At 57.9% G+C, this 13,835-nt stretch carries 10 protein-coding genes; 7 read left to right on the plus strand and 3 right to left on the minus strand.

Annotated elements, in window-relative coordinates; genetic code table 11:
* Positions 1-8 precede the first annotated feature (8 nt).
* Positions 9-1,286 (plus strand): DUF445 domain-containing protein, encoded by a 1,278-nt coding sequence (locus tag MXF20_RS11815; RefSeq protein ID WP_325969525.1) that lies wholly within the window; start codon positions 9-11, stop codon positions 1,284-1,286.
* 115 nt (positions 1,287-1,401) lie between these two features.
* Here MXF20_RS11815 and lptG read toward each other — a convergent pair whose 3' ends face one another.
* On the minus strand, positions 1,402-2,478 hold the full coding sequence (gene lptG, locus MXF20_RS11820; protein ID WP_325969526.1) for an LPS export ABC transporter permease LptG: 1,077 nt from the start codon (positions 2,476-2,478) through the stop codon (positions 1,402-1,404).
* Positions 2,478-3,578 (minus strand): LPS export ABC transporter permease LptF, encoded by a 1,101-nt coding sequence (gene lptF, locus MXF20_RS11825; RefSeq protein ID WP_325969527.1) that lies wholly within the window; start codon positions 3,576-3,578, stop codon positions 2,478-2,480. Before lptF ends, lptG begins: the two co-directional genes overlap by 1 nt.
* 267 nt (positions 3,579-3,845) lie before the next feature.
* On the opposite strand from lptF, the gene pepA reads away from it, so the two are divergent.
* The 4 genes from pepA (at position 3,846) to MXF20_RS11845 (ending at position 9,549) form a co-directional block, all read left to right on the plus strand.
* Entirely contained in the window at positions 3,846-5,357 is a 1,512-nt protein-coding gene (pepA, locus tag MXF20_RS11830) for a leucyl aminopeptidase (protein ID WP_325969528.1), read from the plus strand.
* Between the two features lie 302 nt (positions 5,358-5,659).
* A complete protein-coding gene (locus MXF20_RS11835) occupies positions 5,660-6,118 on the plus strand; it encodes a DNA polymerase III subunit chi (protein WP_325969529.1) in 459 nt (152 codons plus the stop codon).
* Positions 6,119-6,123: 5 nt separating this feature from the next.
* Entirely contained in the window at positions 6,124-8,979 is a 2,856-nt protein-coding gene (locus MXF20_RS11840) for a valine--tRNA ligase (protein ID WP_325969530.1), read from the plus strand.
* Positions 8,980-9,042: 63 nt separating this feature from the next.
* Entirely contained in the window at positions 9,043-9,549 is a 507-nt protein-coding gene (locus MXF20_RS11845) for a GNAT family N-acetyltransferase (protein ID WP_418936851.1), read from the plus strand.
* 12 nt (positions 9,550-9,561) lie between these two features.
* Here MXF20_RS11845 and MXF20_RS11850 read toward each other — a convergent pair whose 3' ends face one another.
* A complete protein-coding gene (locus MXF20_RS11850) occupies positions 9,562-10,992 on the minus strand; it encodes a PLP-dependent aminotransferase family protein (RefSeq protein ID WP_325969531.1) in 1,431 nt (476 codons plus the stop codon).
* A 208-nt stretch (positions 10,993-11,200) separates the two neighbouring features.
* Between MXF20_RS11850 and MXF20_RS11855 the strand changes: the two genes are divergently transcribed.
* Together MXF20_RS11855 and MXF20_RS11860 are read left to right on the plus strand one after the other, a co-directional pair.
* Positions 11,201-12,232 (plus strand): Ig-like domain-containing protein, encoded by a 1,032-nt coding sequence (locus MXF20_RS11855; protein ID WP_325969532.1) that lies wholly within the window; start codon positions 11,201-11,203, stop codon positions 12,230-12,232.
* A gap of 15 nt (positions 12,233-12,247) precedes the next feature.
* Positions 12,248-13,564, plus strand: a complete 1,317-nt coding sequence (locus MXF20_RS11860; RefSeq protein ID WP_325969533.1) for an Ig-like domain-containing protein — start codon at positions 12,248-12,250, stop codon at positions 13,562-13,564.
* Positions 13,565-13,835: the final 271 nt, after the last annotated feature.

The following is a 13,835-nucleotide window of genomic DNA, read 5'->3' on the forward strand; positions in this document are numbered from 1 at the left end:
ATCGTGGTATGGATAAATATCAACAATTAAAACGGAGCAAGCGTCTGGCGCTGTCGCTGCTGCTGATGGCCGCCGCGACCTTTGTCGTGACGCTGTTTCTGCCGCCCAGCTTCTGGGTACTGGGGCTGAAGGCGATTGCCGAAGCGGCGATGGTCGGCGCGCTGGCCGACTGGTTTGCGGTGGTGGCGCTGTTTCGTCGCGTGCCGGTGCCGTTCATCTCGCGCCATACGGCGATCATTCCACGCAACAAAGATCGCATCGGCGAGAATCTGGGCCGCTTCGTGCAGGAGAAGTTTCTCGATACCGATTCGCTGCTGGCACTGATTCGCCGCCACGATCCGTCGCAGCTGCTGGCGCAGTGGCTCAATACGCCGGGCAACGCCGACCGCATTGGCCGCCATCTGCTGCAGGTGATGCGCGGTTTCCTCGATCTCACCGACGATCAGCGTATTCAGCGCTTTCTGCGCCGTGCGGTGCAGAAAGCGCTGGATAAGGTCGACCTGACGCAGTCCAGCGCGCTGCTGCTGGACAGCCTGACCAAAAACAATCGCCATCAGGAACTGCTGGACGCCGCCGTACAGCAGCTGCTGCGTCTGCTGCACAAACCCGGCACGCGCGAGTTTATCGCGCTGCAGATCGTGCGCTGGCTGAAGCGCGAGCATCCGATCAAAGCCAAAGTGCTGCCGACTGAATGGCTGGGCGAGCACAGCGCTGAGCTGGTCGCCAATGCGGTGGATTCGATACTGGATGAAGTGGCGCGCGATCAGGGCCACGAGTTTCGCCTCGGCTTTAACCGCGCGGTACAGCGCCTGATTGAGCGGCTGAAAAGCGATCCGGAAATGGCTGAACGCGCTGAAACCATCAAGCACTGGCTGAAAGAGGATGAGTCGTTTAACCGCTATATCGGCGAGCTGTGGCAGGACCTGCGCCGCTGGCTGAAGAGCGACCTTAACAGTGACGATTCACGCGTGCAGGAGCGGGTGCGGCTGGCGGCGCTGTGGCTGGGCGAAACGCTGGCCGCCGACGAGGCGCTGCGCGCCTCAATGAATCAGCATCTGGAAGACGCCGCGCGCAGCGTCGCACCGGAGTTCGCGACCTTTCTCACCCGCCACATCAGCGATACGGTGAAGAGCTGGGATGCGCGCGAGATGTCGCAGCAGATTGAGCTGAACATTGGTCGTGATTTGCAGTTTATCCGCATCAACGGCACGCTGGTGGGCGGTACCATTGGCCTGGTGCTGTTTCTGCTGTCGCAGCTGCCGGGCTGGCTGCAGACGTTGCGCTAACGGTGCGGGCATCGACCTGGCCGCCATGAATAAAAAAGGTCGCCATGAATGGCGACCCTACGGTAACGGTGCGGGAATGACAGGGGCGCCCCGAATCGCGCCCCTGCAACACTCCCTACCGCCGCTTCAGCAACAGATACAAACTGATAGCAAAGAACGCGCCGCTCGGCAGAATCGCGCCCAGCACCGGCGGTAAACCGTACACCAGGCTTAGCGGCCCGAAGATCTGATCCAGCACGTAGAACAGGAAGCCAAAGCTGATGCCGGTGACTACGCGCACACCCATCGATACGCTACGCAGCGGACCAAAGATAAACGACAGCGCCATCAGCATCATCACCGCCACCGACAGCGGCTGGAAGATTTTGCCCCACATATTCAGCAGGTAACGCCCGGACTCCTGGCCGCTCTGCTTGAGGTATTTGCTGTAGTTATACAGACCGCTGATCGACAGCGCATCCGGGTCCAGCGCCACCACGCCGAGCTTGTCTGGCGTCAGGTTAGTTTTCCATTCACCGCTCAGGCTCTGTGAACCGGTAATCTGCTTCGGATCTTTCAGGTCCGACTCATCCACCTGCGACAGCTCCCACAGTTTGCGATCTTTTTTCCAGGTCGCGGTGGCGGCATAGCGCACGCTCAGCAGACGCCGCTGATCGGTGAAGCGATAGATGCTGACGCCATCGATCTCATTGTCGCCTTTGATGCGCTCAATGTAGATAAAGTCGTTGCCGTCTTTCGCCCACAGGCCGTTTTGCGTCGAGACCAGCGAGCCGCCGTACAGCTGCTGCGCCCGGTAGTTACGCGCCATCTGCTCGCCCTGCGGGGCGACAAACTCGCCCACCGCCATGGTCAGCAGCACCAGCGGAATCGCGGTTTTCATTACCGCCAGCGCCACCTGCAGACGGGTAAAGCCGGAGGCCTGCATCACCACCAGTTCGCTGCGCTGCGCCAGCGTGCCCAGCCCCAGCAGCGCGCCCAGCAGCGCCGCCATCGGGAAGAAGATCTCGATATCTTTCGGCACGCTGAGCAGCGTGTAATAACCGGCATCCAGCGCGGTATACGCGCCCTGCCCGGTTTTACGCAGCTGATCGACGAACTTAATGATGCCCGACAGCGACACCAGCATGAACAGCGTCATCATGATGGTGTTGAAGATGGTTTTGCCGATATAGCGGTCAAGGACCTTAAACATCACACGGATCCTCCACGGCTAAAGCGCGCGCGGAAGCGGCGCATCGGTACGGTATCCCACACGTTGAGCGCGACCGCCAGCGCCAGATACGCCAGGTTGACCACCCACATCCAGATCGCCGGATCAAACCGGCCTTTCGCCGCGTTGGAGCGCAGCGAACTCTGCAGCAGGAAGAAGATCAGGTAGAGCAGCATCGCCGGCAACATTGACAGCACGCGGCCCTGGCGCGGGTTAACCACGCTGAGCGGCACCACCATCAGCGCCATCACCAGCACGGCGAACACCAGCGTCAGACGCCAGTGCAGCTCCGCCTGGAACTGCGGCGTTTTGGTTTTGATCAGCGTGCTGATATCGGCCTGATCGGCATCGTTGGGATCGAGCACCGCCTCTTTATACCCCACCACCGCCTGATAATTGACGAAGTCGGTAATACGGAAGTCACGCAGCAGTGCCGTGCCTTCAAAGCGCGTGCCTTTGTCCAGCGTCACCGTCTGCGAGCCATCTTTGTGCTGCTCCATGTGACCGCTGTCAGCAAGCACCACCGACGGCCGCGCGTTGCCCTTCGGCCGCAGCTGCGCCAGGAACACGCTGCCGAATTTGTTGCCCTTCACGTCTTCGACGAACAGCACGGTGTTGCCGTCGCTGGAGGTCTGGAACTGCCCTGCCGCCAGCGCCGCCGCACCCGGGTTGGCTTTGGCATTTTGTGTCACTTCATCCTGATAGCGCGAGGACCATGGGCCAAGCCAGATCACGTTGACCGCCGCCACCAGCGAGGTGAACAGCATCAGGATCATCGCCGCTTTAATCAGGACGCCTTTACCCAGCCCGCAGGCGTGCATCACCGTGATTTCACTTTCGGTGTACAGCCGCCCAAGGGTCATTAAAATCGCCAGAAACAAGCTTAGGGGCAGGATAAGTTGTGCCATTTCAGGCACGCCAAGTCCTAACAATGTCAGAACCAGATTTGTTGGGATTTCGCCATCCACCGCCGCACCCAAAATCCTGACTAACTTCTGGCAAAAGAAGATAAGTAGCAGGATGAACAGGATAGCCAGCTGGCTTTTGAGCGTTTCCCGAACCAGATATCTAATGATGATCACGCTTAGTACGCCTGTGAAAACTTGTCTTTTTGCAGGAAAATCGCTAGTTTCAACGCTTATCAGCCATTTTTCTTCATCAATGGCCGTCATGGTAGCTAAAATAGTATGACGAACGCGTTAGGGTGGTGAAAAAACAACACATTGTCACCCCACTCATTATGGCCGCCGGCGTTAAATTGTCATGGCGTCGCAACAAATTAATGGGTTACGAACGCGCTACATTCTAACGACAGCTAAGGCCGTTGTCTTTAAGATTCAGGAGAGTGCATGGAGTTCAGTGTAAAAAGCGGTAGCCCGGAAAAACAGCGCAGCGCCTGCATTGTGGTTGGCGTTTTCGAACCGCGTCGTTTATCACCGATTGCTGAGCAGCTGGATAAGATCAGCGATGGCTATATCAGCGCGCTGCTGCGCCGCGGTGAGCTGGAAGGCAAAGTGGGCCAGACGCTGCTGCTGCACCATGTGCCCAATATCCTGTCTGAACGTATCCTGCTGATCGGCTGTGGTAAAGAGCGCGAGCTGGATGAGCGCCAGTACAAACAGGTGATTCAGAAAACCATCAATACCCTGAACGACACCGGATCGATGGAAGCAGTGTGCTTCCTGACCGAGCTGCACGTTAAAGGGCGCAACACCTACTGGAAAGTGCGCCAGGCGGTGGAAACGTCCAAAGAGGCGCTGTACAACTTCGACCAGTTGAAAAGCAACAAGGTTGAGCCGCGTCGTCCGCTGCGCAAGCTGGTGTTCAACGTGCCGACCCGCCGTGAGCTGACCAGCGGCGAACGCGCTATTCAGCACGGTCTGGCCGTTGCCGCCGGCGTCAAAGCGGCGAAAGACCTGAGCAACATGCCGCCGAATATTTGTAACGCCGCGTATCTGGCATCACAGGCGCGTCAGCTGGCTGATGCCTACAGCAAAAACGTCACCACCCGTGTGATTGGCGAACAGCAGATGAAAGAGCTGGGCATGAACGCCTATCTGGCGGTCGGTGCCGGTTCGCACAATGAGTCGCTGATGTCGGTGATTGAGTACAAAGGCAGCAGCGACACCGATGCGCGTCCTATCGTGCTGGTGGGCAAAGGGCTGACCTTTGACTCCGGCGGTATTTCCATCAAGCCTGCCGAGGCGATGGATGAGATGAAATACGATATGTGCGGCGCGGCGTCGGTGTACGGCGTGATGCGCATGGTGGCGGAGCTGAATCTGCCGCTGAACGTGGTTGGCGTGCTGGTAGGCTGTGAGAACATGCCGGACGGGCGCGCGATGCGTCCGGGCGACGTGCTGACCACCATGTCCGGCCAGACGGTTGAAGTGCTGAATACCGATGCCGAGGGCCGTCTGGTGCTGTGCGATGCGCTGACCTACGTTGAGCGCTTCGATCCAGAAGTGGTGATTGACGTCGCTACCCTGACTGGTGCCTGCGTGATCGCGCTGGGCCACCACGTCAGCGGGTTGATGTCGAACCACAATCCGCTGGCGCACGAGCTGATCAGCGCCTCAGAGCAGTCGGGCGACCGCGCATGGCGTCTGCCGATGGCCGATGAGTATCAGGAGCAGCTGGAATCCAACTTTGCCGATATGGCCAACATCGGTGGCCGTCCGGGCGGCGCGATTACCGCCGCCTGCTTCCTGGCACGCTTCGCGCGTAAGTTTAACTGGGCGCACCTGGATATCGCCGGCACCGCCTGGCGCTCCGGTAAAGCCAAAGGCGCGACCGGCCGTCCGGTGCCGCTGCTGTCGCAGTTCCTGCTGAACCGCGCTGGCCTGAACGGCGACGATTAAGAGCCGGGGCGAATCCTGCAACGGTGCGCATGAATGCGTTTGACACCGTGCGGTCATTGGAACGGTGCGCATGAATGCGTTTGACGCCGTGCGGCCATTGATACGGTGCGCATGAATGCGCACCCTACGAGTGTGATGATACGTATTACCGCGCACCCTACGGTGTAGGGTCGCCATTTATGGCGACCTGATTATCCGCCGCACGGTTTACAGGGTCGCCGTTCATGGCGACCTTATTATTGGACGCCGCAATCTTACTGTCGCACAATGCGCCCCAGAGTTACTGACGGAAACAACCTGCCATGAAAAACGCCACCTTCTACGTGATGGAGTCTGAAAGCGCCAGCGACGGCTTAAGCGCCATCGAAGCGCTGGTGTGCGAGTTGGCTGCCAGCCGCTGGCGAGACGGTAAGCGCATCCTGATTGCCTGCGAAAATGAACAGCAGGCCAATCGGCTGGATGAAGCGCTGTGGCAGCGTCCGGCCAATGCCTTTGTGCCACACAATCTGGCAGGCGAAGGCCCGCGCTACGGCGCACCGGTCGAACTGGCCTGGCCACAGCGACGCGGCAGTACGCCGCGCGATCTGCTGATCAGCCTGCTGCCGCAGTTCGCAGATTTTGCTACCGGTTTCCATGAAGTGATAGACTTCGTACCTTATGAAGAATCCCTGAAACAACTGGCGCGCGACCGCTATAAAGCGTATCGCAGCGTTGGTTTCCAATTGAATACGGCGACGCCACCCCCGCCGCAAACGACATAGCAGATATGGAAAAGACATATAACCCGCAAGATATCGAGCAGCCGCTCTACGAGCACTGGGAACAGCAGGGCTACTTCAAACCGAATGGCGATACCAGCCAGGAAAGCTTTTGCATCATGATCCCGCCGCCGAACGTCACCGGTAGCTTGCATATGGGTCACGCCTTCCAGCAAACCATCATGGATACCATGATCCGCTACCAGCGCATGCAGGGTAAAAACACCCTGTGGCAGGCAGGTACGGACCACGCCGGTATCGCCACGCAGATGGTGGTTGAGCGCAAGATCGCCGCTGAAGAGGGCAAAACGCGTCAGGATTACGGCCGCGATGCGTTTATCGAAAAAATCTGGCAGTGGAAAGCCGAATCCGGCGGCACCATCACCCGCCAGATGCGTCGCCTCGGCAACTCGGTTGACTGGGAGCGCGAGCGCTTCACCATGGATGAAGGCCTGTCCAACGCGGTGAAAGAAGTCTTCGTCCGTCTGTACAAAGAAAACCTGATTTACCGCGGCAAGCGCCTGGTGAACTGGGACCCGAAACTGCGCACGGCGATCTCTGACCTCGAAGTGGAAAACCGCGAGAGCAAAGGCTCGATGTGGCACATTCGCTATCCGCTGGCAGACGGCGTGAAAACCGCCGAAGGTAAAGATTATCTGGTGGTAGCCACCACGCGTCCGGAAACCCTGCTGGGCGATACCGGCGTGGCGGTCAACCCGGAAGATCCGCGTTATAAAGATCTGATCGGCAAAGAAGTGATCCTGCCGCTGGTGAACCGTCGTATTCCGATCGTCGGCGACGAACACGCCGATATGGAGAAAGGCACCGGCTGCGTGAAGATCACCCCGGCGCACGACTTCAACGACTACGAAGTGGGCCGTCGTCACAAGCTGCCGATGATCAACATCCTGACCTTTGATGGCGACATCCGCGAGCGTGCGGAAGTGTTCGACACCAACGGTGAAGTCAGCGATGCCTGTTCCGATGAAATTCCGGCACAGTTCCAGAAGATGGAGCGTTTTGCCGCGCGTAAAGCGATTGTCGCGGCGGTTGACGAGCTCGGCCTGCTGGAAGAGATCAAACCGCACGATCTGACGGTGCCATACGGTGACCGCGGCGGCGTGGTGATCGAGCCGATGCTGACCGATCAGTGGTACGTGCGCACCGCACCGCTGGCGAAAGTCGCGGTGGAAGCGGTAGAAAACGGCGACATTCAGTTTGTGCCGAAGCAGTATGAAAACATGTACTTCTCGTGGATGCGCGACATCCAGGACTGGTGCATCTCGCGTCAGCTGTGGTGGGGTCACCGCATTCCGGCCTGGTACGACAACAACGGTAACGTCTATGTCGGCCGCAGTGAAGAAGAAGTGCGTCAGGAAAACAATCTGGCCGCCGACGTGACGCTGCGCCAGGATGACGACGTGCTCGACACCTGGTTCTCTTCCGGCCTGTGGACGTTCTCGACCCTCGGCTGGCCGGAGAACACCGAAGCGCTGCGCACCTTCCATCCTACCAGCGTTCTGGTGAGCGGCTTCGACATCATCTTCTTCTGGATTGCGCGCATGATCATGCTGACCATGCACTTCATCAAAGATGAAAACGGCAAGCCGCAGGTACCGTTTAAAACCGTCTACATGACTGGTTTGATCCGCGATGAAGAAGGCCAGAAGATGTCCAAGTCGAAAGGCAACGTCATCGATCCACTGGATATGGTGGACGGCATTTCGCTGGAAGATCTGCTGGAGAAACGCACCGGTAACATGATGCAGCCGCAGCTGGCTGAGAAGATTCGCAAACGCACCGAGAAGCAGTTCCCGTACGGTATCGTGCCTTCCGGCACCGATGCGCTGCGCTTCACCCTCGCCGCGCTGGCGTCCACCGGTCGCGACATCAACTGGGATATGAAGCGCCTGGAAGGCTACCGCAACTTCTGTAACAAGCTGTGGAACGCCAGCCGCTTCGTGCTGATGAACACCGAAGATCAGGATTGCGGCCAGAACGGCGGCGAACTGAAGCTGTCGCTGGCGGATCGCTGGATCCTGACAGAATTCAACAGCACCGTGAAAGCGTACCGCGAAGCGCTGGATAGCTATCGCTTTGATATCGCAGCCAACATTCTGTACGACTTCACCTGGAACCAGTTCTGTGACTGGTATCTGGAGCTGACCAAGCCGGTGATGAACAGCGGCAGCGAAGCGGAGCTGCGCGGCACGCGCAACACGCTGGTAACGGTGCTGGAAGCCTTGCTGCGCCTCGCACATCCGATCATCCCGTTCATTACCGAGACCATCTGGCAGCGCGTGAAAGTGCTGAAGAACATCGACCACGATACCATCATGCTGCAGCCGTTCCCGCAGTATGACGCGGCGAAGGAAGATGCAGAGGCCAAAGCCGATATCGAGTGGATGAAGCAGGCGATTGTGGCGGTGCGTAATATCCGTGCTGAAATGAACATCGCGCCGAGCAAGCCGCTCGACGTGCTGCTGCGCGACTGCTCGCCAGCGGCGCAGCGTCGTGTCGAAGAGAACCGCACCTTCCTGTCGCGCCTGGCGCGTCTGGAGAGCCTGACCATTCTGCCAGCCGGCGAGAAAGGTCCCGTCTCGGTGACCAAAATTGTTGATGGCGCAGAGCTGCTGATCCCGATGGCGGATCTGGTCAACAAGGAAGCCGAGCTGGAGCGTCTGGCGAAAGAGCTGGTGAAGCTGGATGTCGAGATCGAGAAGATTCAGACCAAGCTGGCTAACGAAGGCTTTGTATCGCGTGCACCGGAAGCGGTGGTGGCGAAAGAGCGCGAGCGCGTGGCTGAGCTGGAGCAATCAAAAGCAAAACTGATTGAACAGCAGGGCGTGATTGCGGCATTGTAAGCGCTTCAGTCCTGACGCTTAATCGAAGCCGGGCATTGCCCGGCTTTTTTCTATCGGAAGATTATGATGACCACCGTCACGCCACTTAACCTGCAGGTGCGACCGATTGTCGCCGCCGATAATCCGCGAATTGCGCAGGTGATCCGCGATGTCTCCGCCGAGTTCGGCCTGACGGCGGATAAAGGTTATACCGTGTCCGACCCGCAGCTCGACCGGCTGTTTGAGCTGTACAGTGCGGCAAACAGCGCTTACTGGATTGTGGAGCATGAAGGTCAGGTGGTCGGCGGCGGCGGCGTGGCACCGCTCGCCTGCAGCGCACCGGATATCTGTGAGTTGCAGAAGATGTATTTCCTGCCGTCGGTGCGCGGGCTGGGTTTAGCGCGCGAACTGGCGCTGCGCGCAATGGATTTTGCCCGCCAGCGCGGGTTCCGGCGCTGCTACCTGGAGACCACCGGCAGCCTGACGCGCGCCATCAAGCTTTATCAGTCGCTGGGCTTTGAGCCGATTGATGGCGCGCTGGGCTGTACCGGTCACGTGGACTGCGAAGTGAGAATGCTGCGGGTGCTGTGAGGGAAAAACCACTCATTTCTCTACCGCAACGCCCTGCGCCAGCTGGCCAATCAACGCCCCCAGCGTCTCCACCGCCGCCTCGGCGCGCGTATCCCACGGCCAGGCGGTGTTGAAGCGGAAACAGTGGCTAAAACGCTCGCTGCTGGAAAACAGTTGGCCCGGCGCGATGCTGATGCCCTGCTGCAGCGCCAGATGATACAGCTGCGTGGCATTGATCTGCTCCGGCAAGGTAATCCACAAAAAGTAGCCTCCCGGCGTGTCGCTGATGTGCGCCCCGGCGGGCAGCACGCGGCGCAGCGCCTGCTGTGCCAGCTGTTTGCGCTTCGCCAGCGTCTGCCGCAGCTTTTTCAGATGTGTGTCATAGCTGCGGGTACTGAGAAAATCCGCCAGCGCCAGCTGCATCGGCGCGCTGGTCGAGAGCGTACTCATCATCTGAATGCGCTGCACGCGCTGCGCGTAGCGCCCCGCCGCGACCCAGCCGACGCGAAACCCTGCCACCAGATTTTTCGAGAAGCTGCCGCAGTGCAGCACGTAACCTTCGCGGTCGAAGGCTCGGGCCGGCAACGGCTTATCGTGACCGTGGTAGAGATCGCTGTACACGTCGTCCTCAATCATCGCTACCTGATAACGCGTCAGCAGCGCCACCAGCTGCTGCTTGCGCTCGGCGCTGAGCGTGAAGCCAAGCGGATTCTGCCGGTTGGTCATCAGCCAGCAGGCTTTCACCGGCCAGCGCTGCAGCGCCTGCTCCAGCTCATCCAGATCGATGCCCTGCTCCACATCGCTGGCGATAGCAATCGCGTTCAGCTTGAGCCGTTCAATCGCCTGTAACGCGCCATAAAAGGAAGGATTCTCAATTACCACCCAGTCGCCCGGTTCGGTCACCGCCTGCAGGCTGAGATTCAGCGCTTCCATCGCCCCGTTAGTGATGACGATGTCATCCGGCGACAGCGTAATGCCCTGCTGCGCATAGCGCTGGGCGAGGATTTTTCGCAGCGCTTCATTACCGGGTGGCAGATTATTCAGGGCATCGGTGGGTTTAAGATTGTGCGAGACCTTCACCAGCGAGCGCATCAGCTGGCGCTGAGGAAACAGTTCCGGATCGGGGAAGGCAGAGCCAAACGGCATGATGGCCGGATCGCGCGTTGCCTGCAGCACATCAAACACGAAGCTGTTGGTATCGGCCTGCTCGGTTTTGGCAATCGCCTGCGTCGGCAAACGCGGACGGCTCTCCGCCGCGCGCGGTGCCACGTAGTAGCCCGATTGCGGCTTCGACACAATCCAGCCCTGGCTCTCCAGCACTTCGTAAGCGTGCATCACCGTCATCAGGCTGAGTCCGCTCTGCTCCGCCTGCTGGCGCAGCGACGGCAGTTTCTCACCCGGCGGCCAGATGCGTGCTTCAATTTGCGTACGTAGCTGATCTACCAGCTGCTGGTATTTGGCCATGGCTCCGTTCCCTGCGACCTGCGTGCGCGCCAGTATAGCCTGCCTGCAGTGGCGGCGGTTAAAAATCCCTGCTTTAACCGCTTCTGCGCGGATTTCCTTCAAGACCGTTCTCGTTGGGAGAATTATCCGATCCACTAATAATCGCCACCTGCCGTTTGATGCGGACAGACCCACCAGGACAGTGATTATTACCTAACAGGATAAGCTCATGAGCACAGCACTCACCAACGCAAGACAACTCTGGACCACCAATCCGCAGCGCACTTTCAGCGGTTCAACGCCGGCCGAAGCTGGCGGCATCATGGAAATCGTCATGGACTCTACCGTCTATACCGTGACCATCGCCGCCGACGGCAGCTGGAGCTGGCAGCCGCCATCTCCGCTGGCTGAAGGCCCGCATAACCTCTCCGTACGCACCATCGACCGCGCCGGCAATATTGGTGCGCCTTCGCTGTTTATCGTTAACGTCGACCTCTCCGCGCCGGACCAGCCGCTGATTATTGGTGTCGGAGATGATTTCGGCGATAAAACCGGCCTGGTAGGTTCCGGTCAGCAGACCGATGACCGCACGCCGACCCTGAAGGGCGTGGCCGAGCCGGACAGCATTGTTCGTCTGTATAACGCGCAGAACCAGCTGATTGGTAGCGTCAAGGCCAGCAGCAACGGCTACTGGGAAATTACTCCGACGCTGGCTGACGGTGAGCACTCACTGTACGTCACTGCCACCGATGGCCGCGGCTATGTCAGTCAGGCATCGGAGGCATTTACGCTGACCGTTGCCGACGACGCCGCCATCCCGGTTCCCGGTAAAGTGGAAATCACCCACGCGCTGGACGACGCGGGTGCCGCACAGGGCAAGCTGCTGAATGGCGCGCTGACCGATGACACCACGCCAACCCTGCGCGGCACCGCGCCGGCGGGCAGCAACGTGCTGATTCAGTACCGCGACGTGAACGGCCAGTGGGTTGACGGCGGCTACGCCACGCTGAACGGCACCGAATGGAGCTGGACGCCGGACAAAGCGCTGGCTGAAGGCAAGTGGGAATTCCGCGCCTACGCCGGCAGCGGCTGGACCGATGAGTTCACGCTGGAGATCGATTTAACGCCGGGAAGCGAACTCTCTATTACCCATGCGTGGGATGATTTTGGCATCAACACCGGCCTGTTACACAGTGGCGCCATCACCGATGACCGCACGCCAGCGCTGAACGGCCGCGCGGAGGCGAACAGCATTGTCTAACTTCACTTCCGTAACGTGCTGGGTAACTGGGAACTGCTGGGCAGCGTGCAGACCGGCGCTGATGGCAACTGGGTCTATGAAACCGATCGTCTCTCGCCGGGCAGCTATCAGTTTTCGGCGAGTGATAATGCGGGCTCGTACAACAGCAAAAGCACCTTCGATCTCTCCATAGCCACCGATGAGGGTTTAATACCACAGATCACGAGCGCGTTTGACAACGTGGGTAAATTCACCGGCTCGCTGAAATCCGGCGCGACAACTGATGACGCGACACCAGAAATTCGGGGTGTGGCCGAAGCCAACTCCGTGGTATACCTCGAATATCGAGCTAAGGATGGCAGCTGGAATACGGGTCACTCAGTGAAAACGGATCACGCAGGTAACTGGTCGTTTATCCCGGAGACAAAATTGCCTAACGGTAACTGGCAATTTGTAGCCAGAACAGGTGAATCAGGCAAGGAATCATCACAATTTGAACTGAACATACAACCAGATATTTTTGGGAAAACTTTCTCAGAAACATTCAGTTCAAAATCTGTTGGAAAAGTCTCATCATCAGGGTTAAATATTGATGGGGGAACAATAAAGTTTTCAAACCTGAGCAATCCAAATTCATTAGTTATCAGTGACACGAATGGATCTCGTCATCTCTATGCAGGTGGAGATAAAGTCACAGCGACAATTGATATTGTATTTGACTATTATGCCAAAACATTTTCAGTTGATCTTTACGGGATTGAAAACGCATCAAACCCTGCAACCATCAAGGTCTACGACCAACATAATAACGTAATTTACACCACAACGCATACTCAATATAGTCCGTGGAAAACCACAGCCTATACCGCACCTGAGGGGAAACTAATCGATCATGTCGAAATAATTATCAAAAACGAAGGTGCTGGCCTGGATATTGACAACATCAAATACACTGCAGCAGATTACAAAAACGCCCCAGTAAATGAATTGAATAACATCCAGGAAGAAGATAGCCACGCTCATACTAATGAAGTTGTTAGCACATTCTATCATTCCTCGGTTATTAACATTGAAAAAGATAATGAGGAATTTCATTTAACCCAGGATGACATTTTAAATAAAGGGACAAAGAATTTATTTATCGATAATGAACAAACACAATTAGTTATACTGGGAGATGAGGGAGCAACAGTGCATCTTGAAGATATTCTCCCTGATGAACAGTTGCTGACTAACTGGACTCAGCAAACCGGCACCGTCACCATAGCTGGCGTGCAGTATGAGGTCTATTCCCACAACGGTAGTGACGCTGAACTGCTGGTGCAGGAAGGGGTGAAAGTCGAGCTGGTATAAGTGTTTTTCGCCCTTTTTTAAGGCGGGCATGAGATAAAAGCCGCGGCAGGGATGCTGCGGCTTTTTGTTGTTTGATGTGGTGCGGTCTGGCCCTCACCCCGGCCCTCTCCCGCACGCGGGAGAGGGAGAAAAGACACACTGTGCGCACGCGGGAGAGGGAGAAAAGACACACAGCGCGCATTCGGGAGAGGGAGAAAAGACACACCGCGCGCATTCGGAAGAGGGAGAAAAGGCACACAGCGCGCACGCGGGAGAGGGAGAAAAGACACAC

This window comes from Pantoea dispersa (assembly GCF_035783935.1).
GTDB classification, from domain to species: Bacteria; Pseudomonadota; Gammaproteobacteria; order Enterobacterales; family Enterobacteriaceae; genus Pantoea; species Pantoea dispersa_C.

Excerpts from the sequence above, each read along its gene's own strand:
- pepA (WP_325969528.1), top strand. The coding sequence starts at position 3,846 with ATGGAGTTCAGTGTAAAAAGCGGTAGCCCGGAAAAACAGCGCAGCGCC.
- MXF20_RS11845 (WP_418936851.1), top strand. The coding sequence starts at position 9,043 with ATGATGACCACCGTCACGCCACTTAACCTGCAGGTGCGACCGATTGTC.
- lptG (WP_325969526.1), bottom strand. The coding sequence starts at position 2,478 with ATGTTTAAGGTCCTTGACCGCTATATCGGCAAAACCATCTTCAACACC.
- MXF20_RS11835 (WP_325969529.1), top strand. The coding sequence starts at position 5,660 with ATGAAAAACGCCACCTTCTACGTGATGGAGTCTGAAAGCGCCAGCGAC.
- MXF20_RS11855 (WP_325969532.1), top strand. The coding sequence starts at position 11,201 with ATGAGCACAGCACTCACCAACGCAAGACAACTCTGGACCACCAATCCG.
- MXF20_RS11840 (WP_325969530.1), top strand. The coding sequence starts at position 6,124 with ATGGAAAAGACATATAACCCGCAAGATATCGAGCAGCCGCTCTACGAG.
- MXF20_RS11815 (WP_325969525.1), top strand. The coding sequence starts at position 9 with ATGGATAAATATCAACAATTAAAACGGAGCAAGCGTCTGGCGCTGTCG.
- MXF20_RS11850 (WP_325969531.1), bottom strand. The coding sequence starts at position 10,992 with ATGGCCAAATACCAGCAGCTGGTAGATCAGCTACGTACGCAAATTGAA.